This window comes from Streptomyces armeniacus (genome assembly GCF_003355155.1).
GTDB classification, from domain to species: domain Bacteria; phylum Actinomycetota; class Actinomycetes; order Streptomycetales; family Streptomycetaceae; genus Streptomyces; species Streptomyces armeniacus.
In genome coordinates, this window is the sequence record NZ_CP031320.1 from 6,599,961 (window position 1) to 6,623,826 (window position 23,866).

General features: G+C 74.2%; 19 protein-coding genes, 1 tRNA gene and 1 pseudogene. 13 read left to right on the top strand and 8 right to left on the bottom strand.

Features of this window, described 5'->3' with window-relative positions; translation table 11 throughout:
• Positions 1–62: 62 nt before the first annotated feature.
• The 3 genes from DVA86_RS28810 to DVA86_RS28820 form a co-directional block, all read right to left on the bottom strand.
• The gene (locus DVA86_RS28810; protein ID WP_208882704.1) at positions 63–404 is read right to left on the bottom strand and encodes a hypothetical protein; all 342 of its coding nucleotides are present in this window, start codon (positions 402–404) and stop codon (positions 63–65) included.
• 581 nt (positions 405–985) lie between these two features.
• On the bottom strand, positions 986–2,380 hold the full coding sequence (locus DVA86_RS28815; protein ID WP_208882706.1) for a sensor histidine kinase: 1,395 nt from the start codon (positions 2,378–2,380) through the stop codon (positions 986–988).
• A gap of 40 nt (positions 2,381–2,420) precedes the next feature.
• Positions 2,421–3,119 (bottom strand): response regulator transcription factor, encoded by a 699-nt coding sequence (locus DVA86_RS28820; protein WP_208882707.1) that lies wholly within the window; start codon positions 3,117–3,119, stop codon positions 2,421–2,423.
• Positions 3,120–3,291: 172 nt separating this feature from the next.
• Here DVA86_RS28820 and DVA86_RS28825 point away from each other — a divergent pair, with 172 nt between their 5' ends.
• Positions 3,292–3,864, top strand: coding sequence for a superantigen-like protein SSL4 (locus tag DVA86_RS28825; RefSeq protein WP_208882709.1), 573 nt, complete (start codon positions 3,292–3,294; stop codon positions 3,862–3,864).
• Here DVA86_RS28825 and DVA86_RS28830 read toward each other — a convergent pair.
• The 3 genes from DVA86_RS28830 to DVA86_RS28840 form a co-directional block, all read right to left on the bottom strand.
• Positions 3,852–4,478 (bottom strand): TIGR03086 family metal-binding protein, encoded by a 627-nt coding sequence (locus DVA86_RS28830; protein WP_208882711.1) that lies wholly within the window; start codon positions 4,476–4,478, stop codon positions 3,852–3,854. The genes DVA86_RS28825 and DVA86_RS28830 overlap by 13 nt on opposite strands.
• Positions 4,479–4,560: 82 nt before the next feature.
• Entirely contained in the window at positions 4,561–5,490 is a 930-nt protein-coding gene (locus tag DVA86_RS28835) for a spermidine synthase (protein WP_208882712.1), read from the bottom strand.
• 145 nt (positions 5,491–5,635) lie between these two features.
• Positions 5,636–6,028 (bottom strand): hypothetical protein, encoded by a 393-nt coding sequence (locus DVA86_RS28840; protein ID WP_208882714.1) that lies wholly within the window; start codon positions 6,026–6,028, stop codon positions 5,636–5,638.
• A 228-nt stretch (positions 6,029–6,256) separates the two neighbouring features.
• On the opposite strand from DVA86_RS28840, the gene DVA86_RS28845 reads away from it, so the two are divergent.
• From DVA86_RS28845 to DVA86_RS28855, 3 genes are all read left to right on the top strand, one after another.
• The gene (locus tag DVA86_RS28845) at positions 6,257–7,873 is read left to right on the top strand and encodes an NsdA family TPR-like regulatory protein (RefSeq protein ID WP_208882715.1); all 1,617 of its coding nucleotides are present in this window, start codon (positions 6,257–6,259) and stop codon (positions 7,871–7,873) included.
• Positions 7,874–7,971: 98 nt separating this feature from the next.
• Positions 7,972–8,400, top strand: a complete 429-nt coding sequence (locus DVA86_RS28850; protein ID WP_208882717.1) for a hypothetical protein — start codon at positions 7,972–7,974, stop codon at positions 8,398–8,400.
• A 116-nt stretch (positions 8,401–8,516) separates the two neighbouring features.
• On the top strand, positions 8,517–11,864 hold the full coding sequence (locus DVA86_RS28855; RefSeq protein ID WP_208882718.1) for a tetratricopeptide repeat protein: 3,348 nt from the start codon (positions 8,517–8,519) through the stop codon (positions 11,862–11,864).
• 78 nt (positions 11,865–11,942) lie between these two features.
• On the opposite strand, the gene DVA86_RS28860 is transcribed toward DVA86_RS28855, so the two are convergent.
• The gene (locus DVA86_RS28860) at positions 11,943–12,539 is read right to left on the bottom strand and encodes a histidine phosphatase family protein (protein WP_208882719.1); all 597 of its coding nucleotides are present in this window, start codon (positions 12,537–12,539) and stop codon (positions 11,943–11,945) included.
• A 153-nt stretch (positions 12,540–12,692) separates the two neighbouring features.
• Here DVA86_RS28860 and DVA86_RS28865 point away from each other — a divergent pair, with 153 nt between their 5' ends.
• The 7 genes from DVA86_RS28865 to DVA86_RS28895 all read left to right on the top strand — a co-directional run bounded on the left by DVA86_RS28865 (position 12,693) and on the right by DVA86_RS28895 (position 19,776).
• A complete protein-coding gene (locus tag DVA86_RS28865; RefSeq protein ID WP_245997313.1) occupies positions 12,693–13,859 on the top strand; it encodes a phosphatase PAP2 family protein in 1,167 nt (388 codons plus the stop codon).
• Positions 13,860–13,878: 19 nt separating this feature from the next.
• Positions 13,879–15,087, top strand: coding sequence for a hypothetical protein (locus DVA86_RS28870; RefSeq protein WP_425470940.1), 1,209 nt, complete (start codon positions 13,879–13,881; stop codon positions 15,085–15,087).
• Positions 15,078–16,655 (top strand): hypothetical protein, encoded by a 1,578-nt coding sequence (locus DVA86_RS28875; protein WP_208882722.1) that lies wholly within the window; start codon positions 15,078–15,080, stop codon positions 16,653–16,655. Before DVA86_RS28870 ends, DVA86_RS28875 begins: the two co-directional genes overlap by 10 nt.
• Before the next feature lie 68 nt (positions 16,656–16,723).
• On the top strand, positions 16,724–18,103 hold the full coding sequence (locus DVA86_RS28880) for an AAA domain-containing protein (RefSeq protein ID WP_208885312.1): 1,380 nt from the start codon (positions 16,724–16,726) through the stop codon (positions 18,101–18,103).
• Positions 18,104–18,436: 333 nt separating this feature from the next.
• Positions 18,437–18,802: a hypothetical protein gene (locus DVA86_RS28885; protein WP_208882723.1), complete on the top strand. Its 366-nt coding sequence runs from the start codon at positions 18,437–18,439 to the stop codon at positions 18,800–18,802.
• 178 nt (positions 18,803–18,980) lie between these two features.
• A complete protein-coding gene (locus DVA86_RS28890) occupies positions 18,981–19,712 on the top strand; it encodes a bifunctional DNA primase/polymerase (protein ID WP_208882724.1) in 732 nt (243 codons plus the stop codon).
• A tRNA-Lys gene (locus tag DVA86_RS28895) sits at positions 19,703–19,776 on the top strand. The genes DVA86_RS28890 and DVA86_RS28895 overlap by 10 nt, the downstream gene beginning before the upstream one ends.
• Before the next feature lie 139 nt (positions 19,777–19,915).
• Here DVA86_RS28895 and DVA86_RS28900 read toward each other — a convergent pair.
• Positions 19,916–21,148 (bottom strand): M6 family metalloprotease domain-containing protein, encoded by a 1,233-nt coding sequence (locus DVA86_RS28900; protein WP_208882726.1) that lies wholly within the window; start codon positions 21,146–21,148, stop codon positions 19,916–19,918.
• Between the two features lie 395 nt (positions 21,149–21,543).
• Between DVA86_RS28900 and DVA86_RS28905 the strand changes: the two are divergent.
• Positions 21,544–23,529, top strand: a pseudogene (locus tag DVA86_RS28905) (putative bifunctional diguanylate cyclase/phosphodiesterase); the annotation flags it as partial.
• Positions 23,530–23,532: 3 nt separating this feature from the next.
• Positions 23,533–23,866, top strand: a 334-nt coding sequence (locus DVA86_RS36165) for an FAD/NAD(P)-binding protein (protein ID WP_342776419.1), incomplete at its 3' end; no start/stop codon positions are given.

Below are 23,866 nucleotides of genomic sequence, written 5' to 3' on the forward strand. Positions count from 1 at the left end.
CCCGTCACCAACCGGTGCACCCCTCGGTACGTCCGCGTGTCAGCCGCAGGCGTGGCCGGACGTCAGATCGAGCGCGGCTGCGGCCCCTCGCCGAAGTCGTCGCCCTCGCCCTCGTCCTCGCTCATCCGGGACCGCCCCTGCCCCTCCATGTCCTCGGCGCTCCGCTGCGAACGCTCGCCGCCCTGCTGCTGACCGCCCATGTCGTCCGTGCCGCGCTCGGACTGCTGGCCGCCCTGCTGCTGGCCGCCGCCCTGCTGGTCGCCCATGCCGCCGCCCTGGGACTCCTCGTCCATGCCGCGCTGAGCCTGCTGCTCCTCGTCCGTCTCCATGCCGCGCTGGCCCTGTTCCTCCTGCTGGGCGCCGCGCTCCTGGGACCTGTCGTCGAACTGGTCGGACATACCCATGGTCACTCCAAAGCTGAGAAAGGGGTGGGACACGACCAGCCTGACATGACGCCCGAATATCCGCATTCCGGGCTAATAGCCAACAAAACCCCCAGGTCAGCAGTCCGCAACGCCCGCCCCCGAAAGCCCCGCAGACTTTTTTAAGCTCACGGCACCCACCGAGCTCTCAGCCTAGGCGTTGGTCGGCAGCAGAATATGTGTGTAAGAGACAGGGGGAAGGCCGGCGGGGCGTGGCGCGTGGGGGACCGCCACGCCCCGCCCTCCGGGGTGGGCGGCTGGGGACGCCGAAGCGTCCGGCTGTGGTGCAACAAGCAGCACGCTACTAGCCCCGATCCGGACGAGCTCCGCTTTCCGGGCGCCGGGTGGGGACTTATGCCTCTCTTAAGAGTCCGCAAGGGCCTGGTTAGGGCGCGGGTCCAGACCAATGGCCGCGGGAGCGCTCATCCGGGCGCGGGGGTGGCACAACTGCCCTGTGGGTGCGGTGAGTTCGGCGGCGTGCCGGTTCCTTCGGCGGTGCGCCGGTTCAACTGTGCGCGGGCCACGCGCGGGGCGGTGGGCGCGGGCCACAGGGGGGCTCGCGCTCAGCGCCGTACGACGCGCCGCCGCACCCTGCGGCCGCGCCGGCGCACCCCGCGCCCCGTACGCCCGCCCTCGTGCAGCGCCAGCCACATCCGTACCTCGGAGCCGCCCAGCACGGAGCGCCCGATGCGTACGTCTCCCCCGGTCGACTCCGCGACCCTGCGCACGATGTCCAGGCCCAGCCCTGTCGAGCCGGGCCCGCCGTCGCCGTGGCCGCGGCGCAGCGCCGCGTCCGGATCGGCGATGCCCGGCCCGGCGTCCGAGACGAGCACGATGACCGCGTCACTGGTGGGCCCGCCGTCGTGCACGTCGACGGCGAAGGCGGTGCCCTCGGGGGTGTGCCGGAAGACGTTGCCGAGCATCGCGTCCAGCGCGGCGGCGAGTTCGGCGCGCGCGACCGGCACCCGTACGGGCCGGTCCACGCCCGCGAGGCGCACCTCGCGGCCCTCGTCCTCGGCCAGCGCGGACCAGAACGACATGCGGTTCCGTATCACCTCGGCGGCGTCGCAACCCGCCGCGGCGGCCGAGTCGGGGGCGTGCGCGCGCTGTTCGCGCGCGGTGCGGATGATCTGGTCCACCTCGCGCTCCAGCTGGGCGACGGCCTCGCGGGTCTGCCGGGCGTCGTCGCCGTCGCCGAGCGACGCGGCGTTCAGCCGGAGCACGGTGAGCGGCGTACGCAGCCGGTGCGACAGGTCGGCGGCCAGCTCGCGCTCGTTGGCGAGGAGCCGTACGACCTGGTCGGCCATGGCGTTGAAGGCGACGGCCGCGGACCGCAGTTCGGTCGGGCCGCGCTCCGGCACCCGTACGCCCAGCTTGCCCTTGCCCAGTTCGTCCGCCGCGCGCGCGAGCCGTTCCGCGGGCCGCACCATACGGGTGCCGAGCCGGTCGGCGAACGCCACCGACCCGACGATCAGCGCGAGTCCGACCCCCGCGAGCACCAGCCACGACGTCGCCACGCCCTGCGTGATCTCGTCGTCCGGCACGAACACCTCGACCACGGCCACCTCGCTGCTCGCGACCGCAGTCGGCTGGAGCAGCGCGTACCCGCCCGGGACCCCGATGATGGACGCGCGGCCGCGCCGCGACGCCGTCTCGACGTCCGCACGCTCCGCGTGCCACGTGCCGATCTCCACCGCCTGCCCGCCGTGCGCCCCGGCGGGCACGTGCACGGCGATACGGCCCTCCGCGCCCGCCTGGCTGCTGGCCACCGCGCGGCGCAGCTCCTGCCGGTCCGTGGTGATGGCGAGGACGGGGCCGACGGCGGCGGCCTGCCGTTCGGCGTTGGACAGGGCGCGGTCCCGCGCCATCTCCTTGACGACCAGGCCGAGCGGCACGGCGAAGGCGACCACCACCATCACGGTCACGGCGAGGCACACCTTGACGAGCGCCCATCTCATCGGGACCGCTCCGGCCGTGGATACGCCGGCCCGGCCGGCCTCATGCGGGCGGCTCCAGCTTCACCCCGACACCGCGCAGCGTGTGCAGATAACGCGGACGGGCCGCCGTCTCGCCCAGCTTGCGGCGGAGCCACGACAGATGGACGTCGATCGTCTGGTCGTCGCCGTACGACTGCTGCCACACCTCCGCCAGCAGCTCCTTCCGCGCCACCACCACACCGGGACGGCGCGCGAGGAACGCGAGCAGGTCGAACTCGCGGCGCGTCAGGTCCAGCAGTACGCCGTCCAGCCGCGCCTGGCGCCGCAGCGGGTCGATGGCCAGCCCGCCGACGCGCAGTTCGCGGTCCTCGGCGGCCACTCCCCCGGGGCCCGTTCGCGCGTGCGAGCGGCGCAGCACGGCGGCCATACGGGCGGACAGGTGCTCCACGGAGAACGGCTTCACGAGGTAGTCGTCGGCGCCGTCGTTGAGCAGCCGTACGATCTCCGCCTCGTCGTCCCGCGCCGTCGCGATGATCACCGGCACGTCGGTGATCCCCCGGAGCATCTTCAGCGCCTCCGCACCGTCCAGGTCGGGCAGACCGAGATCCAGGATCACCACGTCGAAGCCGACCTGCGCCACCTCTCGCAGCGCCTCGAGTGCCGTGCCCACACTCCGTACGGTGTGTGCGGCGTCGGTGAGATGCCTGATGAGTGCGGAACGGACGAACTGGTCGTCCTCCACCACGAGCACACGTGCCATGCGCGGCACGCTACGACATTCCGCGCCGGAGCACCCCTGCGGGGACGGACGTATCGCCGTACGGAGGCCGGGCGGCGATCCGTACGGAGACCGGGCGGCGATCCGCGGGGAGGCCGGACCGATTGCCGTACGGGGGGCCGTAGTCCGGCGGGAGGCCCGCTACCCTTCCGCCATGCGACGCAGTCTGCTGAGCGCGGGTGCGTGGACCGCGGCCACCGGGGTCGCCGTCACGCTGTCCTGGTTCGCCGTGCACACCATGCTGGCGGGGACGGCGTACGACCCGCCGCGCGCGCTGCCCGTATCGGACAGTTCGCCGTCCAGCTCGGCGTCGGACGGCGCCACCCCCCGCTCCTCCTCGACGCACCGCCCCAAGCCGCCCTCCGCCAGCGGCCCTTCGAGCCGTAAGGCCGAGACCCCGGCCAGGTCGTCGGACGCGCCGGGGAGCGGTTCGGACAGTGGCAGCCGTACGCCGCGGGACCGGCAGACCCGTACGGAGTCCCCCTCCCCTCCCCCGACGCGGGAGGGGAACGTCCGCAGCTACTCGACCGAGGGCGGACGCGTGGTCTTCGACCTCGGCGAACACTCGGCCGACCTGGTCTCCGCCACCCCCAACCCCGGCTGGAACATGCAGGTGTGGAAGGGCGACGCGTGGATCCGCGTGACGTTCAGCACCAGCAGCGACTCCACGTCCGTCTTCTGCACCTGGAACGGCACCCCGCCGAAGGTCGAGCGCTACGACGGCTGAGGCGCGCCCTGCGCGGGCGCGGCCACCGTACGGACGGCCCCGGCAGCCGGGTCGCGGCCCGACAGCGCGAGCGCGCGCTCCAGCGGACCGCTCCCGTCCGGCAGCCGTACGGGCTCGGCGAAGCCGTCGTACTCGCGGTACACCTCCGCGTACCGCTCGACCACGTCCAGCACGCACCGCGCGAGCCCGTCGGAGCAGCGGAGTTCCTGGCCGGTGGCCGCCGCCACGTCCCAGCCGTGCACCACGAGTTCCTTGACGACCATGCCGGCGATCTCCTCGGCCGGCATCGCCGCGAAACCGAGGTCCACCTCGCCCTCCCACGCCTCCGGCGCCGCCCAGGCGGCGACCGCGCGGGCGAGCTGTGCGGCGTACGCGTCGGCCCAGCCGGGCTCGGACGCGAAGTCGCGGCCGGTGAGCTCCCCGGGCAGCCGCGTGCGGCGGGCGCGGTGTTCGAGGCCGTGCGAGGTGTAGAGGATCCAGTGGTTGAGGAGCGTACGGAGGTCCCAGCCGGCGCAGGGCGTACGGCCGTCCAGCGGGCCGGCGGGCACGCCGCGGGCGACGCGTTCCGCCACGGCCGCGGCTTCCTTCAGGTGTGCGTGGAGTGTCGCGTTCATGCGCCGCAAGCTAGCCGCGGGCGCCCGGCGGGGGCTTGAACAAACGCGACAGCGGCCGCCGCCCCCTCAGCGGACGCGGCCGCTAGCCGAAGGTTCCGGCGGGCGGTGCGGGGGACGGCACCGCCGTCGCGTCCGTGACCGCGCGTGCTCCGCCCGCGAAGGCCACGAGCGCCGGGCCGTGTTCGACCCGCCCGGGGTGCGGGTCCGCAGCCGTACGGCGGGTCAGTTCGGCGACGGGAAGCTCGCGGTCGGAGGCGAGCAGCACCGCGTTCCCGAAGCGACGGGCGCGCAGGACGGCGGGGTCGGCGATCAGGCACAGTTCGCCGAACGCGCCCTGGGCAGTGGCGATCTGGGCCCGCAGGTGCGCGAGCGGACCGGCCCCGGCCCCGTCGCGTACGCCGGAAGCACCCGAGCCGTCCGCGAGGTTCGCCGCGTAGAACCCGCCGGGCCGCAGCGTCCGCCGTACCTCCGCGAGGAACTCGCCGCTCGTCAAGTGCGCAGGCGTACGGGCCCCGTTGAAGACGTCGCAGATCACCAGGTCCGCCCACGCGTCCGGGATGCGGGCGAGCGCCGCGCGCGCGTCGGCGGACCGTACGCGTATCCGCCAGCCGCCGTCCCACGGCAGCTCGCGGCGTACGAGCCGGACGAGCGCGGCGTCCACTTCGACCACCTGCTGCGTGGAACGCGGGCGCGTGAACGCCGTGTAGCGGGCGAGCGTGAGCGCGCCGCCGCCCAGGTGCAGCGCGTGCACGGGGCGCCCGTACGGCGCGGCCAGGTCGGCGATGTGGCCGAGCCGCCGCTGGTAGGCGAAGTCGAGATACGCGGGGTCGTCCAGATCGACGTGCGACTGCGGCGCCCCGTCGAGCAGCAGCGTCCAGCCGCGTGCGCGGTCCGGGTCGGGCCGCAGCTGCGCGAGCCCGCCGTCGACGGGCACGCTGAGCGGTTCGCGCCGCTGCCGGGTCCGCCGGGCGGGTGCCGTGCCGCCGTCGCGGGCCCGCTTGTTCTTCGCCACGACACCATTCTGACCCGTGCGCGCCCGCGTGACCTGCGGGCACCCGTACGGGCACGGGGCAGGGGACCGTACGGGCACGGGGCAGGGGACCGTACGGGCACGGGGCAGGGGACCGTACGGCTGCCGTACCGGCGCCCGTACGCCGCTATCCGCAGCGGTCGACGGCCTCGATCGTACGGGCGGCCTCCCGCAGCGCCGCCCGCAGTTCCGCAGGCTCGGTGGCCGGGGTGTACGCACCCTCCGGCGGCACCAGCCAGCCGGTGCCGGAGACGGGCGGCTCGCCCGCGGGCCGTACGCCGCACCCGTACGTCTGCGTGCACGCGCTGCCCGGCATGTCCCAGCCCGCGGCCGTACCGGGCGGGACGAGGAAGCCGAGGGTGTCGCAGTCGCCGTCGTGCAGCACGGGGCCGACACCGTCCCGAAGGCGCAGGATGTCGACCGCCTCCAGGCCCTGCCGCGCGGGCACGGTCACCAGGTCGCACGGCTCGTCGGAGCCGCCGGACTCGGAGCCGCCGGGCTGGAAGCCGCCAGTCGTCATGGCACGGGACTCCGCAGGTGAATCGGATCCGATTGCAGCTACACCGGTGTCCAGCACGAGGACCCCTCCTCCGCGGTCGCTTGTGCCGAGTTCAACGCTTCACGGCGTCAACAGCTACGGCGGCGGAACGCTGCAAAGGATGGCACTTCATGGCAGATCGAGGTTGAGATTTCCCTTTTGTAGCCAAACCCTGCGTGGCGGTGCCATCACAGCCGGTACCGTCCGGGCATGGCGTCGTCACCATCAACGTCACCGGGCCCGCCCCAAAGACCCAACTCGGCGTTCCGCCGGCTGCGGGGCAGGCTCTCACCGGGCGAGTTTGCGGCGGCCGTGCGCAGGTCGGCGCGGGAGATCGGGGAGCGGGTGTCCTGCGACGCCCGTTACATCGGGCGGGTCGAGTCCGGAGAGATCCGGTGCCCCAACTACGCCTACGAGCGGGTGTTCCTGCACATGTTCCCCGGCCGGACGCTCGCGGACATGGGCTTCGCACCCCGGGAGTCCGTACGCGGTCGCACCTCGCGCACTCGTGGAGCGGACGGAGGTGAGAGCGCGCCCCCGCCGTCCTCGATGCGCCGAACGGAACCCGGCCGGGGTCCGGAACGTCAACCCCCGGAAGACTCCGGCAGAAGCACCACCCGTCACTCCGAACACTCCGAACACAACGAGCAACACACGCAACAACACCCGCGCCCCGAGCGGCCCGAGCCTCCCGAGCACCACCCGCAGCCCGAGCATCCTGAGCAATCCGAGATCGACGAGGAGAGCGACGTGCTACGTCGCGCGTTCATGACCGGCGGCCCCGCCGCCCTGGCGACCGTCTCGCTGTGCGGCGAAGCCGCCGCCGAGCCCCGGCCCTCCGCCGCCGCGACCACCGTCCGTACCCCCTCCGCGTACGCCGCGGACGCCCTCACCCCGCCGGGCTCCGCGGCCCCCGGCGCCCCGCACGGCCGCCCTGGCGCGGCCGAAGCGGAGGGCGTGGAACGGGCCGTGCGCCGGATCCGGCTGCTGGACGACCGGCACGGCGCCGACGGCCTCTACCAGCGCGCGGGCGACTCGCTGCGCGCCGCCTACGAATTGCTGGACGCCGGCGCGCAACGCCGTTCCGTCTCCGACCGGTTGCACGCCGGCGCGGGCGAACTCGCCATCTCCGTCGGCTGGCTGGCACACGACTCGGGCCGCTTCCCCGACGCACGCTCGCACTACGCGGAGGCACTCGCCACGGCACGCGTCGCCGCCGACCCGGCGCTGGAGGCGCACGCGTTCTGCAACACCGCGTTCCTGGCCCGGGACGCGGGCCGCCCCCGCGAGGCCGTACGGGCGGCGCAGGCCGGCCAGCAGGCCGCGAAACCGCTCGGCTCGGCACGCCTCCAGTGCCTGCTCGCACTACGCGAGGCGGGCGGCTGGGCGGGCATGGGCGACCGTTCGGGCTGCGCGGAGGCACTGGCGCGGGCGCACACGCTGTTCGCGCGCGGCCCGTCGGACGCCGACCCCGAGTGGATGACGTTCTTCGGCGAGGCGGAACTGGAAGGGCTGGAAGCCCAGTGCTGGTCCGCCCTCGGCGACTGGCACGCCGCAACGGACCACGCCCGCCGCGCCGTTGCCCTCCAGGACCCCCACTTCGTACGGAACCGGGCGCTGTTCACCGCCGAGCTCGCCGGCGACCTGGCGGCGCGGCGCGAGCCCGAGGAGGCGGCGTCGGCCGCCTCCGAAACGCTCGAGCTGCTGGGGCCCGTACGCTCCACCCGCATCCGCGGCATGCTCACCACCACGGCCCGCCGCCTCGACCCGTACCGCCGCACCCCCGTGGTCGCGGACTTCCTCACACGCCACGCCCGCACGGTCTGAGCCCCCTGGCGCGGTGACGACGACGCGGTAGGCACCCGTACGACGGAGCGCTACGGTTGAGTAGCACGCCGTGCGCAGCGAGTCAGGGGAGGGACGCGATGGCGGGGGTGCCCGACGGACGGCGGCTCGCGGCGGTGGTCGCGGGCGTCGTGGCCGGAGCGGTGGGACTCGGGCTGCTCGCGACGGCGGTGCTCGCGGACCTTGACACCGCGGACCAACTGGCGAGTCTCGCGGGCGCGGCAGCAGGGCTCATCGGAGTGGTCATCTCGGTGGCCGCTCTGACGCGCTCCCCGCCGGAGGGCGGGCGACGGGTGCGCGCACGGGGAGGAGGCAAGGCAGCGGGAGGCAGCATGCGCGGCAACGCGCTCGGCCGCGGCTCTGCCGTCTCGGGGCCGCCCTCGGCCGTACCACGGCGCCGCCAGGAGCCTACGGGCCCGGTCGACGTCGAAGCGCGGGACGACGGAGTCGCCGTGGGCGAGGACCTCATCGACAACGCGTTCGGCGACGACAGTGAGCGTCGCCGGTGACGCCGACGCGTCCCGGAGGCGATGAACACCGCTGGGTGAAGGCAGCATTCGGTGGGACCGCCGCGGGCGGCGACATCAAATGGTCCGCAACCGCACCGAACAGCACCGTGATCTACATGAAGAATCCGGTCATCAAGATCGGGGGTTCCGACGCGGCGGCGCCGTCCGCCCCCTCCCACGAACCGACGTCGCCGAGAACGGCCGCACTGCCCCCGGCCCCCGCCGGTTTCACGGGCCGCGAGGACGAACTGGCAGACGTACTGGCACAGTTGAACCCGGGCCCCGAGGGTGCCGCTCCCGAACCGGGACGGTCGGAGCGGTCGGCGACGTCGGGCTCACCGGGACCGCCGACCACGACGGCCACGACCGTGACCGGCATGCCGGGGGTGGGCAAGACCGCGCTGGCCCAGCAGGCGGCGCAGGAGGCCGTCCGGCAACGCCGGTTCCCCGGCGGCGCGTTCTTCGTGGACCTGCGAGGTGACGGCGGCGACGGCGCGGGCGGTGGCGGCGCGCCGCTCACCACGGAGGAGGCCGTACGGCAGTTGCTGAGCGCGGCGGGCGAGAGCCCGGACGGCATACCCCCGGACGGGCAGGTGGCAGCGTGGCAGCGGTTCCTCGCACGCCTCGCCGAAGAGGGCAGTCCCGTCCTCGTCGTCCTCGACAACGCGGCTTCCGCGGGCACCGTAAGCCCGCTCCTGCACGGCGGACCGCACCGGTTCCTGGTCACTTCCCGGCAGACGCTTTCTGCGCTGACCGCTCACCGTGTCGTTCTGGGGCCGATGCCGCACGACGACGCGTTGGCCATGCTCGACAGCCGGCTCCGCCACATTGATGCCGCGGACGGCAGGGTCACCGGGGATGCCGTGGGCGCCGACCGGCTCGTGGAGCTGTGTGATCACCTGCCGCTGGCGCTGCGGGTGGCCGCAGCCGCGCTGGGAGATGAGCCGGCACGGTCGCCCGCCCAACTCGCGGATGCTCTCGGCGCCGAGGGGGCGCGATCCGACGCGCTGGCGTACGACGACACCGACGAGTCGGGACGGCCCCTCGCGGTCACCGCTGCCTTCGGCACCTCGTACCGTCGGCTGAGCGGGGCGCAGGCCCGGGTGTTCCGGCTGCTGCCGCTGGCGACCGGGGCGGACGTGTCCACGAGCGCCGCTGCGGCCCTCGCGGGTCTGACCGTACGGGAGGTCCGGCCGCTGCTGGCCGCGTTGGCCCGCAACGCGCTGCTCCAGCCGCACGGCGCCGACCGGTGGTCGATGCACGGCCTCGTCCGCTCGTACTCGGCGGCGCTCCCCCGGAGCGAAGAGGAACGCGAGGACGCTGCGGGCCGTTTCCTCACCCATCTCGTGGACACGGCGGGGCAGGCCCTCTCCGTCCTCGCCGCCGACGGCGAGCACGACGGCGAGTCCCACGGCGAGCCCGGCGGCGGGACCGGGGACGGGGACAGCGGCAACGGGGACGGGACGCGCGGCGACGCCCTCCGCTTCGACGGCCCGGAAGAGGCCGCGGCGTGGCTGCGGTCCGAACACGACACCCTGCTCAGCGCCGTCCCCGCGGCAGCCGAGCAGGGTCAACCCGGCCTCGCGCGCCGTCTGTTCGGGATGCTCAGCGCCTGCCAGGGCCTGCTCCCCTCCTCGCAGCGCTGGGTGGAGGTGGCGCGCGGCGCGGTGGAACGGGCCCGTACGGATACGGACCGCGAGGGCGAGGCGGCGGCGCTGCGCGTGCTCGGCACCGCCCTCGTGAACACCGGGCGGGAGGACGAGGGCATCGCCGCCCTGGAGTCCTCACTCCGGGTGAGCCGCGAGTCGGGCGACCGCGGGGAGACTCTCGCGGCCCTGCTCGCCCTTGCCGGTGCACTGGTGGCCGCACGCAGGCCCGGCGACGCGCGCCCGGCAGCGGAAACGGCCAGGGAAGCGGCCAGGGAGCAGGGCGAGCGGGAAGCCGAGGCGGAGGCACAGTTCCTGCTCGGCCACGTCCACATACTCCGGGAGGACAGGACGGAGGCCGCGGTTCACCTCCTCGACGCGGCGGCAGCGGCACGTGAATGCCGGGACCCGTACGCCGAGGGACGTGCCCTCGGCATGCTGGGACATCTGCGGTGCGACGAGAGGAGTTTCGCCGAAGCCGCCGTGCTCTTTCGGGAGACCGTCGCGGCGTACCGTGCGGCAGCAGAACCGCACGCGATCGCCCCAGCGCTCCGCTGGCTCGCCTGCGCGCTCATCGCCGCGCCGTCGGAGGCAGAGCCCGGCGAGGTGGTCGCCACGCTCACGGAGGCGACGGACCTCCACCACGGGACGGGCGACCGCGCGGACGAGGTACGGGCGCTGCGCATCCTGGCGCTGCAACTCGCTGTCGAGGAGCGGCGAGACGACGCCTACGAGGCCGCGGACAGGGCACTCGACGTACACCGGGCGCTGGGCGCTCCGGCCCAGGAGGCGGACCTGCTGTTCCGGCTGGCTCTGCTGCGCATGCGCTACACGGACATGGCCGATTCAGTCAGAGAGGGCGTCGACCGGGGCCATGACGCCCTGATGCACATGGCGCAGGACCCCTACCTCCGCAAAGCGATGAAACGCCATGGGAAGTTCGAGGACTACGTACGGTCCTACAACACGCCACGGCCCGCCCCCGCCGACGCGCCCGGGAGCGAGCAGCTCCAGCAGTTCCTGCGCGTCCTCGCCGGTGTGGGAGAGCCCGCCGACAAGCACTTCATCGGGTGCCTGCTGGCCACCGACCCGGAACGCGTGGACGCCGCCGCACGGTGGTGGCGGGAGGCGGCAGACGACGGACACGTACCGGCGCACCTCCTGCTCGGTGTGACGGCTGCAGGGCGGCAGGACTGGGAGGACGCCGAACGGCACTTCCGGCAGGCGGCCGAGTCCGGCGACACGGAAGCGATGTACCACCTCGGACACACACTCCAGAAGCGGAGTGCGCCGGAACGCCTGGCATGGTGGCGCGCGGCCGCAGACGCGGGACACAACGGGGCCAGGGTGTCGCTGGCGCTGGAGCACCTCCAGGCACAGGACGGAAGCCGCGAGGAGGTGGAGGACCTGCTCCGGCCCGCCGCCGACGCCGGGAACGACCAAGCCGTCCGGCTGCTCGGGACACTGCTGCACCAGCGCGGGGCGCTCGGGGAGGCGGAACGGCTGCTCCGGCTGAGCGCCGCGGCGGGGACGCCGGACGGCATGGCCTCACTGGGCGACCTGCTGTCCGACACCCACCGCCGCGGGCTGGCCGTCTGGTGGTGGCGCAGGGCCGCGGAGGCCGGGCACACCGGCGCCATGGTGAGCCTCGGCTTCCACGCCGTGCGGGCCCGGTGGACGGAACACTGGTGGCTGACGGCGGCAGAGGCCGGTGACGACTACGGGATGCGCCTGCTCGCCAAACTGCTGTCGCAGCAGGGCAGGCACCGGGAGGCGGAGCGCTGGCAGGCGCGCGCGTCGGCGGCTCAGGTGGAGTGACCCCGGAGCCGTACGCAGCCACGCGCGCGCCTGCGCGCCGTACGGCCCGCTCTTCAACGCCCGCGCGCCCGCGCGCATTCAGCCCAGGTGCCCCGTGTCGTTCCAGCGCTCGATCGCCGGGGTGCCGTGCGACCAGCCGAGGATGGAGAGGGAGGCCGGGTCCAGCTGGACGCGGGCTGCGAAGTCCGCGTCGTAGCCGAGCCAGCGGGCGCCCAGCATGCGCAGTACGTGGCCGTGTGCGAAGACCAGTACGTCGCGGTCGGCCGAGCGGGCCCACTCCACGACCCGGCCGGCGCGGGCGGCGACCGCGGCGATGCGTTCGCCGTCCTCGACGCCGTCGCGCCAGATGAGCCAGCCGGGGCCGGCGCGTTCCGCGATCTGTTCGGAGGTGAGGCCCTCGTACGCGCCGTAGTCCCACTCCCGCAGCGCGTCCCAGTCCGCCGCGCGCTCCCCGAAGCCCGCGAGATCGCAGGTCTCGCGGGCGCGTACGAGCGGGCTGGTGCGGACCTCGGCGTCCGGGAGGCCGTGCCAGGGCGCGCGGTGCAGGCGTTCGCCGAGGAGCTTCGCCGCCCGGCGGCCCTCCTCGAGCAAGGGCTTGTCCGTACGCCCTGTGTGCTGCCCGGACAGCGACCACTCCGTCTCGCCGTGCCGGACCAGCAGGATGCGCGCTGCCAAGTGGATCGCCGCCTTCCGTCTGAACTGCTGAGTCCATCATCACTCAGCCGTCCGCGGGCAACCCGCCGGAGGGGCTGCGCGTCTCTTCGACCGGCGTACTCCGAACGGTCGGGCGCGCGCCACCCACACTTCACCGTCATGGAGGCCGCTCGGATGTCCGTTGTTCGTCGGCTGCACTGGTGGGCGGAGCTTCCGCTGATCGTCGCGGTGTACGCGCTCTACTCCGCCGGGCGGCTCTTGGTCAGCAACGGCTCGACGGCGGAGGCGGTCGACAACGGACTGGCGATCCTCCGTTTCGAGCAGGATCTGAGCCTGAACGCCGAGCACCCGCTCAACCGCCTCTTCACCTCCGAGGCGTGGCTCGGCATACCCGCCGACTTCGCGTACGCCTCGCTGCACTACCTCGTCACACCCGCCGTGCTGATCTGGCTCTGGAAGCGGCGCAGCGCCGAGTACCGCGCCATGCGGACCTGGCTGATGCTGTCCACCGTGATCGGCCTCGTCGGCTTCACGCTGGTGCCCACCTGCCCGCCGCGGCTGCTGGACGCCACGTACGGCTTCACCGACACGATGGCGCAGTACGGCGACTACGGCTGGTGGAGCACGGAGGCCAGCGCGCCGGAGGGGCTGGGCGGGCTGACCAACCAGTACGCGGCGATGCCGAGCCTGCACGTCGGCTGGGCGCTGTGGTGCGGGGTGGTGCTGTGGCGGTACGGGCGCCGGACGCCGTGGCTGCGGACACTGGCCGTCGCGTACCCGCTGAGCACCACGCTGATCGTCATGGGCACCGCCAACCACTACCTCCTGGACGCGGTCGCGGGCGCCGCCGTGATGGGCCTCGGGCTGCTGCTGGCCCGCCCGGCGCTGCGCGCCACCGACGCGCTGCGGCGGCGGCTCGCGCCTGCACTGGGGCCGGTGCTGGCGCCCGTACGGGAGGCGGCGGGGCGGCGGTTCGCCTCCGTACGGGGGCGGTTCAAGGGCCGGTCCGCGCCCTGGCCTGGGCAGGAGGCGTCCGTACGGGACCGGTCGGCGCGGAGCGCGATCGTACGGCGCGGCTCGGCGGATGTCGGTGCCGGATGCCAGACTTCGGCGCGTACCGCATACTCCGGCGAGGCGCGCGAGGCGAAAGCCGATGACGACATTCCACGGCAGCACAGCCGTGCCGGCACAGCAGGCAGCACAGGGGCAGGAGGCAGCACCGCGGCAGGGGGAGCCGCAGCGAGGGGAGCCGCAGCGGAAGACGCCGAGGCAGGAGGCGAGACCGGGCGAGCCGGGGCCGGCGGCGAACCGGCCGACGCGGCTGCGCCGGCGGCTCACTGAGCTGCGCGGCGGCCCGGACGTGCCGCCGCGCCCGCTCGACGCCCGCGCCCTCGCGGCCCTCGCCGCGAACCCCGGCTGCCGCCGCCGCGCACTGCTGGACGGCGCGGGGGTCGACAAGGGGGCGCTCGCGTCGGCGCTGGGCGCGCCCGCCGCGTTCGGGCAGTCGCAGTTCGCGTTCGTGCGCGGCAACGCCTTCGAGGCCCGGGTGGTCGCGGACGGCGGCGCCGAACTGATCAGACTCCTCTGCGCGCACACGGACGGCACGCCCGCGACCCCGCCGGAGCCGGCCGAGGTGACCGTCCCCGATCTGGCGGCGGACGGGCCCGCGGGCCGTACCGCCCGTACGCGCATCGCGCTGGAGGAGGCGACGGCCGCGGGCCGGTGGGCGCTGCTGCGGCATCCCATGGTGAGCCTGGAGATCGCCGGTTCGGCGGCGTATCTGGAGCCCGACGCGATCGCGGTGCGGCCGGACGGCGGCTGGACGGTGATCGAGATCAAGTCGTTCCCGATCCTGGACGGTTCGGCCGACCCCGCGAAGGTCGGCGCGGCGGCCCGGCAGGCCGCGGTGTACGCGCTGGCCCTCGAACAGCTCCCGGGCGGCGCCGGCCGCGTACGGTCCGAGGCGCTGCTCGTCTGCCCGAAGGACTTCTCGAACCTGCCGACCGCCGCGCCCGTCGACCTTCGCAAGCAACTCGCCTCCACCCGGCGCCAGTTGAAGCGCCTCACCCGGCTCGACGAGATCGCGGACACGGTCCCCGACGGCACGCGCTTCGACCCCGCGCTCCCCGGCGAGGAGCTCACCGCGGCGGTCGACACGGTCCCGGCGGAGTACGCGCCGGAGTGCCTGGCCAGCTGCGAACTCGCCTTCCACTGCCGCGCGCAGGCCCGTACGGCGGGCACGGTGGCCTCCCTGGGGCGCGCGGTGCGCGGCGAGCTGGGCGGCCTGACGACGGTCGACGCGGTGCTGACGGCGGCCCACGGGGAGGGTGCGGACGCGGCTGATGCGGCGGACGCACCTGATGCGACTGACGCGGCCTCGGCAGACGCGGCGGACACGGCCGGTCCGGTGGACGACCCCGCCGCCGCGGCCCTGCGCCGCGCCGCCCGCCTCCGCGCGGAGGCGCTGGAACACCTGGAGCACACGGCACCACCCGCGCACACCGCCGCACCCGCGCACACCGCACCGCCCGTACGGCAGAGCCCCGACGCGGAGGCCGCATGTCGCTGATCTCCACCCTCGCCCGTATGGAGGCCGTCGCGGCAGGCCGCGCGCAGCCCACCGCGACCGTACGGCACCGGTGGCTGGCCGAACGGCCCATGGTGTTCGTGCCGTTGACGACCGCCGGTGAGGCGGGCGCGCCGCTAGGCGCACTCGTCGGCACCGACCGCGCGCACCCGCGCCTGCTCACCGTGCCGCAGCCGCGCGACCGCGACCTGCGGTTCGCCTTCCTGAGCGCGCTGGCCGACGAGATGCTGCCGCACCTCGAGTCGGCGCAGGACGACGTCGAGGTCGAGCAGCGCGGCGACGAGGAGACCGAGCTGTGCGCGGACGCCCCGCAGCTGCTCGTACCCAACGGCCCCGCCCTGGACTTCGTACGCCTGCTGGGCCGGTCGATGCGCTTCCGGCGTACGGCCGAGGAGGACCCGGAGACGCCCTATCCCGCGCCCGCGCGGGTGCCGCTGCTCGGCCGCTGGCTCACGCACTACGGCGAGCGGGCGCGGGTGCCCGGCGCCGCGCTGCTGGCGGCGATGACGGACCTGCTGACCCGGCACTGGGCCACCGGCCAGAGCCAGTTGGAGGACCAGCATCTGGGCGCGCTGCTCGGCTGGATCCTTCCGGAGGAGCGGACGCGGCCCGAGGACCCGGAGGCTCGGGACGGCGCCGGGCAGCTGCTGCACCCGCCGGCCGGCCCGGCGACCGACCCCGCGTTCGACAACAAGCTGCTCGCCCCCGCCATCGACCGCTACGACGCGGGGCTCCCCGGCGCGGCCGAGCGGATCGACGAGCTCATCGCGTCCCAACTCCGGCCCACCTGGGACGACATGTGGGACGGCGTGGAGCTGCTGCGGACGCTGCCGGAGGGCGGCAGCGTGGCCGACCGCTGGAAGCGCGACCGCTACTCGTACACGCACCACCGCGACCGCGTACGGTCCGGCGAACCGCCGCAGCCCAAGCAGGACGACGCCGTGACCGCCGCCGCCAAACTCGCCTCCCGCGAACAGGCCCAGGCCCGGCTGGAGGCACAGGAGGCGCTGGACGACCCGCTGGCGATGGCGGCGCGGCGGCTGGCGGGCGAGGCGTTCGCGGGCGAGGTGACCGAGGTGGTGCCTGAGTGGTCGGACGGCAAACGGCCGCGCCCGCGCCCGCTGGTGACCGTACGCACAGGCGACCGCCCGCACCTCACCGAGCGCGGCAAGGTGCACCGGGTGCTGCCCGAGGAGTACGGCGGCGGGCGGCAGAGCGCGGAGTACGTGGCGCACGGCCCGGACGACCCCGGGCTGATCACGCTGCGGCTGGTGAACGGGATGGGGCGCGGCAAGGAGCCCGCCGCCGGTTCCGTGCCGGAGCCCGGCGACCGGGTGTGCTGGACGCTCTTCGAGCACTCGCCGCGGGGCGGGCCCGGCCTGCCCGAGCCGGAGGACACCCCGTGGACGCACGGCGGTCCGCCGGGCGACTCCCCCGCCGCCGCCCTTCCCGCGGCGGGCGCGGCGCCTGCTGGTACCGCCGTTGCCGCGCCTGCCGTTGCCGCCGTTGCCGCGGCGCCTGATCCCGAGACCCCGGAGGACTTCCTGTGAACGGCCCCACCGCAGCCCGGGACGCGGCGGATACGGCGAGGTCTCCGGACGCGGCGGACACGGCTGTTCTGAGTGGTGACGCCGACCCCGGCGAGGCGGCCGCGCGGGCGACCGGCGCGATCCTGCGCGACACGCTGCACGGCGCGCACCGCGGCGTCGTCGTCGACTCGCCGCCGGGCGCCGGGAAGTCGACCCTCGTCGTACGGGCTGCCCGCGAACTCGCCGCCGCCGGCCGCCCGTTGATGGTCGTCGCCCAGACCAACGCGCAGGTCGACGACCTCGTGCACCGTCTCGCCCTCGCGGACCCGGAGCTTCCGGTCGGCCGACTGCACAGCAGCGACCCCGAACCGTACGATCCGGTGCTCGACCAGCACCCCTCCGTACGCACCTCTGCCAAGGCGGACGCCCTCGCCGGGCTGGACATCGTCGTCTCGACGGCGGCCAAGTGGGCCTGGGTGAAGTCGGACACGCGGTGGCCGCACGCGATCATCGACGAGGCGTACCAGATGCGTTCCGACGCGCTGCTCGCCGTGGCCGGGCTGTTCGAACGGGCGCTCTTCGTGGGCGATCCGGGGCAGCTCGACCCGTTCAGCCAGGTCGGCGCCGAGCAGTGGGCGGGGCTGTCGTACGACCCGTCGGCGAGCGCGGTGACCACCCTCCTCGGGCACAACCCGGACCTGCCGCAGCACCGGCTGCCCGTCTCCTGGCGGCTGCCCGCGTCGGCGGCGCCGCTGGTGTCGAAGGCGTTCTACCCGTACACGCCGTTCCGCAGCGGCACCGGTGACGGCGACCGTACGCTCACGTTCGGGGTGCCGGGGGACGGTTCGGCCGAGGACGCGGTGCTCGACGAGGCGGCCGCCGCGGGCTGGGGCCTGCTGGAACTGCCCGCCCGCAACACCCCGCGCACCGACCCGGAGGCGGTCGCGGCCGTCGCCCGCGTCGTACGGCGACTGCTCGCACGCGAGGGCACGGCGGGCAGCGCGCGTACGGGCGGGGCCCGTACGGGCAGTGCGCGTGCGGGCGGGGCCGGCGTCGACACGACGCCGCTGACCGCTGACCGCGTCGCGGTCGGCACCGCGCACCGGGACCAGGCCGCGGCGGTACGGGCGGCCCTGGCGGACCTCGGTGTGCGCGACGTCACGGTGGACACGGCGAACCGGCTCCAGGGGCGGGAGTTCGACGTCACCGTCGTCCTCCACCCGCTCTCCGGCCGCCCGGACGCGACGGCGTTCCACCTGGAGACGGGGCGGCTGTGCGTCCTGACCTCGCGGCACCGGCACGCGTGCGTGGTGGTGTGCCGCGCGGGCGTACCGGAGCTGCTGGACGAGCACCCCTCGACGGAGCCGGTGCAGCTGGGCGTCACGGTCAAGTTCCCGGACGGCTGGGAGGCGAACCATGCGGTCCTGCACCACCTGTCCCCCCACCGCGTGCGGTACGTCCCCACCTGACACTTGAGTACGGCCTCAGCCACGGTCCAGCCCGTCCGGCGCTTGAGGACGGCCCTCGCCCTCCACCGGGCGGGCGGCCACGGAACGGCCGCACCAGGCAATTCCAGCCCGTCCGGCGCTTGAGGACGGCCCTTGACCCCCACAGGGCGCACCCCGCCGGTGACCGGTCACCGCGTCGTACGCGGGCGCGGCCCGGACCCCGGCCGAGGTTCGTCCTCAAACGCCGGACGGGCTGGATAGGGGCACGGACAGGCCCGGTGGGGCACGCGTTCAGAGCCCGTCTTGCGGGGCGCGGGACAATGGACGGCGGCAACCGAACCTGGAGGTCCCCCTATGCCCGAGCCGCATGCGGCTCCCGAACCGCCGGCCGGCAGCGCTCCCCGCTTCCGCCGCCCCGCTCCGCTGCTCTTCGAGCCCGCGGACACCGTCGGCGACGCGGAGCACTTCTTCGACCTGGAATCGATGGACGACCCGCGCGAGCTGCTCGACCGCTCGACCGAGCTGACGCTCGCCTTCCGGGCGGCGGCCGACCGTGCCATGGAGTTCCAGGCGATGGCGGCCGCACAGCTGGCCGACCGCAGACGCTTCGACCGGCTGCCGGACGAGGCGATCGCCGAGCGTGCGGACTGGACGGAGGACTACGCGCGCAAAATGATCGAGTTCGGGCGCCGACTGCTGGGCGACCGCGACGAGCAGTGACGCACGTGCGGTGGCGCGAGCAGCGGGCGGTACCGGCGGCGAAACCACGGCGTAGGACACGGAGGTGCAACGGAGGGCATATGCGCGCGTGCGGACCGTACCCGACACCGCCCCGCCCTGTCCCGGTTTCCGGTGATTCATGGAATCGCCATCTGCCGTGCCGGTAGTTGTGGACGTCATGAGCGAACCCGGCGATCCGACCGCTTGTACCCCCGTCACCCGCGTCACTCCCGCGGGCGCGGACTGGCTCGCCTCGGCGAGCCGCTTCCCGCGCAGCGTCCACGCCCTGTGGGCGCTGCGCCCGGGAGCGCCCAGCGTGCTCCCGTGCGGGACCGCGTTCGACGTGGTGAGCTCTCCACTGCTGTACGGCCGCCGCCTGCTGGAACGGCTCTGGGCCACCGGCCCGGGCAGCGGGCCGGCGGCCGTACACCGCTCTCGCGTTCTGCTGTTCGCCGCGCCGGGCAGCGCGGACCGGCTGCTCGCGCTGCTGCGCTGGGAGGAGTGGCGCGAGACCGGCGGAACGGGCGGAGCCACGTTCGCGGAGCCGGGCGAAGAAACGATCCCCCCGCTGCTCTGCCACGGCCCCGGCGACACCGTGACCGTGCCGCCCCTGGCCCCGGCCCCGCGCCTGGGCCCCGCAGCGGCCGACGCCGCACCCGGCGCGCGGCCCGGCCCCGGGTCCGCGTCCGACTCGCGGTGGCTGGTCGCGCCGGGCGTACGCCGGCCCTGGCTGCCCGGCGCGGAGATGCTGCTCTGGGCCCACGTTCGCGTCCAGCGCGACGCCCGCGCGGCCCGCAGCGGCCGCGAGGCGGAACGAGACGCAGGTCGCAACGGTGACGGCGGCGGTAAACGAATTTTCGCTCCGCAGGATCGTGATGCTAAGGTCTACGACGTCAGCAGGCGCCGCTAGCTCAGTTGGTTAGAGCAGCTGACTCTTAATCAGCGGGTCCGGGGTTCGAGTCCCTGGCGGCGCACAGACAGCCGAAGGCCCCCTCGTACGCGAGGGGGCCTTCGGCGTTCCGCGCACGGCCAGCCCGCGTTCCGCACCCGGCCGATCCGCGTTCCGCTTACGACCGCCCCCACCCTCCGCTTACGACCGGCCCGCGCCCCCTGTCAGCCCGGCCACACCGGCCCCTCCTCCCGCGTGATCTTGACGCCCCAGCCACCGTCCACCGCCGGCTCGCCCACCTCCACGCGCAGGCCGCCGCCGTCGTCCGAGGCGTAGCTCTCGCCGACCCCCAGCGGCGCGTCGGCGAGCGGCGGGTAGACCGAGTTCCGCACGCAGGCGCGGCTGTCCGGATGCCCGTCGATCACCTGAATCGGGCCGTCGGCGGAGGCAGTGTCCGCGCGTACGCGGTAGAGCAGCACGCCGCCGCGGCACAGCCCGGAGTCGTTCCCCATCGGCGCCCGCGCCTCGATCGCGATCGCGTCGAACGGGCCCGTACGCACCACCGCGAGCCGCGTGTCCCCCTCGCCGCGCCACGGTTCCAGCGGCGCGCTCAGCGGCCGGAGCGTGTGCCAGCTGGTCCCGGGCCCCGGGCGTACGCAGTCCACGTTCCGCGGACCCAGCCAGCCCAGCTTCCACTTGTGCCAGCCGAAGGGTTCCGGAGCCAGCCCGAACTGACTCCCCATCAGATCCCAGTCGCCGACGTGCGTGTCCCAGTCGGCGTTGCCCTCTTCCGGCCGGTGGTAGAGGTCGGGGAGGTCGAAGACGTGCCCGGTCTCGTGTGCGAGGACGTGCCGGTCGGGCGGGTGCCGCTCGAAGACGGTGACGATACGCGGCACCTGCGAGCCGTCGACCTGCATCGGCTCGTCGAAGTTCACGACCTTGGTGGCGTCCGAGTTCACGCCGGGGGCGTCGGGGTCGGCGACCAGGTACACGATGTCGTAGTCGCCGAAATCCACCCGCGGGTTGGCGGCGGCGACCGCGTCCCGCAGGAACGCGCTGCGCAGCCCGGAGTCCCAGTCGCGCTGTATCCCGTACGCGCTCGAGTCGGCGGGCATCTCGATCCAGTTCCGCACCGGGTGCAGCCGCAGGTCGAAGCGGCCGTACGAGGCCCGGGCGAAGAAGTCCGAGGTGGCCGGGAAGTGGTCGGCGACCAGTTCGCCGGGCGTGACGAACGGCTTCCAGTCCGGGAAGGACAGGAAGACCATCAGCGCGTCGAGCGACTGGACGGGCCGCGCGTACGAGGTGTTCCAGGTGTCCAGGCCCTCGGAGTGGTGGGCATCGGTGCGCGGGAGGGCGCACGGGTACGCGGTGGCCGCCGTGGCGGTGGCCGGTCCGGCGACGAGGCCCGTCCCGATGATCGCGGTCAGGCTGGTGAGCACCGATGCCGTACGGCGCATCGGGGGGCGCCTGACCACCCTGTCGGGTATGAGCGATCGCGCCACGTGTCGACCTCACCGGGTGGGGAACAGCTGTACTGCTCCACACTGTCCCAGTTTGATGCTGTTTGCACCGTTCCACTAGGCCGCTCGGGTCACCCACAATATGACTACTCTGTGTAGTTTCTGGTCGGGGATGACCGGTCACTTTCAGCTGGGTTGCAGAAACGGTCACTCGCACGCGCGGTCGCGCCCTCCCGCGCGTACCGGAGCCCTTCGGCGCGCGCCGGGTCGCTGGCGAGCCCGCCGCGCGAGCCTCTATGATCGCCACATTTCCAGCGCGGACCCGCCTCCGAATGGCCTACGCGCGGCCACTCGACCGGTCCGCACGCAACGAATCACCGCGGGAGTGATCGGTGAACGGACTCTTCGAAGGACCGGGCAGAGTCTCCGGTGACACCCCCGGCAGCGCCCCAGATTTCCTCACTGACAGTGACCAGGGCGCCCCGCGTGCCAGCGACTTCCGCGCCGCGTTCAACGCCGCGCAGATCGCGATGGCCGTCGTCGACCGCGAGGGCCGGGTGCGTACGGCGAATCGCGCGCTCGAGGCCATGCTCGGCGCCGTACCGGACGGCCTGGTCGCGGCACCGGTGGCCGGCCTGGGCGGCATGGACCTGGCGGAAACGGACCTTCCCGGCGCGGGCGACGCCCCGGGCGCGTACGGCGAAGCCGGTTACGCCGGCGGGCACGGGGAGGGTGCCTACGCGGACCCGGCGCACGCCGGCAGCGCGCCGTACGGCGGCGCGCCCGCGGACGGTACGCCCCCGGACGGCGCACTCCCCGAGGCCCGCGCCCGTACCCGTACACCGCACGGCGGCGTGCGCGCCGACGCCACACAACGGCGTACGCGCCGGCTCAAGCACGCCGACGGACACACCCTCTGGGCGGAGATCACCGTCACCCCCACCGCGTACGGGAAGGGCGGCGGGGGCGGCGAGGCGCTGCTGTCCGTCGTGGACATCAGCGAACAGCGCGCGCTGCGGCAGCGGCTGAGCCACCTCCAGATGCACGACCCGGTGACCCGGCTGCCCAACCGGGCGCTGTTCTTCGAACGGCTCTCGGCCGCGCTCACCGACTCCCCCACCGGCCGGATCGGCCTCTGCTACCTCGACCTCGACGGCTTCAAGGCCATCAACGACACCCTCGGCCACCACATCGGCGACCAGCTGCTCGACGCCGTCGCGCGCCGCCTGGCCTGGTGCGCCGAGGACGGCGGACGCGGGACGCGCGGTGGCCACGGTGGCCACGGCGGGCACGGCACGCACGGCGGGCATCTGGTGGCGCGGCTCGGCGGCGACGAGTTCGCGCTGCTGGTCGAGGGCTCCACCGGCACCGACCAGCTGACCAAGCTGGCCTCGTCGGTGCTCCGCGCGCTCCAGCGGCCGTTCGAGCTGGCCGGCCAGCGGCTCGCGGTCTCGGCGAGCATCGGCGTGGTGGAGCGCGAGACCGAGGGCACCAGCGCCACCGCCCTCATGCAGGCCGCCGACACCACGCTGTACTGGGCCAAGGCCGACGGCAAGGCCCGCTGGACCCTCTTCGACCCGGAGCGCAACGCCCACCGCATGACCCGGCAGGCGCTCTCCAGCACGCTGCGGCCGGCGGTGGAACGGGGCGAGTTCGTGCTGGAGTACCAGCCGATCGTCGGGCTCGGCGACGAGACGCTGCACGGCGTGGAGGCGCTGGTGCGCTGGCGCCACCCGCAGTTCGGCACGCTCGGGCCGGATCGTTTCATCGGACTGGCGGAGGAGAACGGCGCGATCGTGCCCCTCGGCCGCTGGGTACTCGCGGAGTCCTGCCGCCAGGCCCGCCGCTGGATGGACGCGCACGGCGGGCGGCCGATCTTCGTCAGCGTGAACGTGGCCGTACGGCAGGCCTGGGACTCCGACCTTGTCGCCGACGTCGAACGCATCCTGGCCGAGACCGGCATGCCCGCCTCGCTCCTCCAGCTCGAACTCACCGAGTCGGCGGTGATGGGCTCGGCCGGCCGGCCCCTCCAGGCGCTGCAGGCACTCAGCGAGATGGGCGTCCGTATCGCCATCGACGACTTCGGCACCGGCTACTCCAACCTGGCCTACCTCAGCCGCCTCCCGGTGCACACGCTGAAGCTGGACGGCACGTTCGTACGCGGCTTCCGTACGGCACGGCACCTCAATCCGGCCGACGAGACGATCGTCTCGGCCCTCGTCCAGCTCGCCCACAAGCTCGACCTGACGGTGACGGCCGAGTGTGTGGAGAGCCAGGCCCAGGCGGAACGGCTGCGGCGGATCGGCTGCGACTCGGGCCAGGGCTGGTACTTCGCCCGGCCGATGACCCCGGAGGGGGTCTCGGCCCTGCTGAGCGGTCCCGTGCCCCCGGCCCCGGCCCCACCGCGTCCCGCCCACGTCGTCGCTGCGGCGCCGCCCGGGCCGGGCGGCGGGTGGCGTACGTACCAGCCGGACGGTCTGCTGATGAACACCGTCGCCGCGCAGGTGACGCTGTTCACGGACGCCACCGTGGCGGCGGAGGGGCCGGTGCTGCCGGGGCCGGGCCTCCACGAGTGGTACGAGAGCGGCGCGCCCGGCGCCGACGGCACCCGTACGCCGGACCGGGACCGCCCGCCGCTGGGCCCCGACGACTACCCGACGCGGCGGCTCTACGGAGAGTGGGTAGGAGTGGAGAGGAGTGTATGTTTTTTTTTTT

Bases quoted from the DNA above. Each gene is read 5' to 3' on its own strand.
- DVA86_RS28900 (WP_208882726.1), bottom strand. From the start codon at position 21,148: ATGCGCCGTACGGCATCGGTGCTCACCAGCCTGACCGCGATCATCGGG.
- DVA86_RS28840 (WP_208882714.1), bottom strand. From the start codon at position 6,028: ATGACGACTGGCGGCTTCCAGCCCGGCGGCTCCGAGTCCGGCGGCTCC.
- DVA86_RS28865 (WP_245997313.1), top strand. From the start codon at position 12,693: ATGTCCGTTGTTCGTCGGCTGCACTGGTGGGCGGAGCTTCCGCTGATC.
- DVA86_RS28820 (WP_208882707.1), bottom strand. From the start codon at position 3,119: ATGGCACGTGTGCTCGTGGTGGAGGACGACCAGTTCGTCCGTTCCGCA.
- DVA86_RS28830 (WP_208882711.1), bottom strand. From the start codon at position 4,478: ATGAACGCGACACTCCACGCACACCTGAAGGAAGCCGCGGCCGTGGCG.
- DVA86_RS28875 (WP_208882722.1), top strand. From the start codon at position 15,078: ATGTCGCTGATCTCCACCCTCGCCCGTATGGAGGCCGTCGCGGCAGGC.
- DVA86_RS28825 (WP_208882709.1), top strand. From the start codon at position 3,292: ATGCGACGCAGTCTGCTGAGCGCGGGTGCGTGGACCGCGGCCACCGGG.
- DVA86_RS28810 (WP_208882704.1), bottom strand. From the start codon at position 404: ATGGGTATGTCCGACCAGTTCGACGACAGGTCCCAGGAGCGCGGCGCC.
- DVA86_RS28850 (WP_208882717.1), top strand. From the start codon at position 7,972: ATGGCGGGGGTGCCCGACGGACGGCGGCTCGCGGCGGTGGTCGCGGGC.
- DVA86_RS28885 (WP_208882723.1), top strand. From the start codon at position 18,437: ATGCCCGAGCCGCATGCGGCTCCCGAACCGCCGGCCGGCAGCGCTCCC.
- DVA86_RS28815 (WP_208882706.1), bottom strand. From the start codon at position 2,380: ATGAGATGGGCGCTCGTCAAGGTGTGCCTCGCCGTGACCGTGATGGTG.
- DVA86_RS28890 (WP_208882724.1), top strand. From the start codon at position 18,981: ATGAGCGAACCCGGCGATCCGACCGCTTGTACCCCCGTCACCCGCGTC.
- DVA86_RS28845 (WP_208882715.1), top strand. From the start codon at position 6,257: ATGGCGTCGTCACCATCAACGTCACCGGGCCCGCCCCAAAGACCCAAC.
- DVA86_RS28855 (WP_208882718.1), top strand. From the start codon at position 8,517: ATGAAGAATCCGGTCATCAAGATCGGGGGTTCCGACGCGGCGGCGCCG.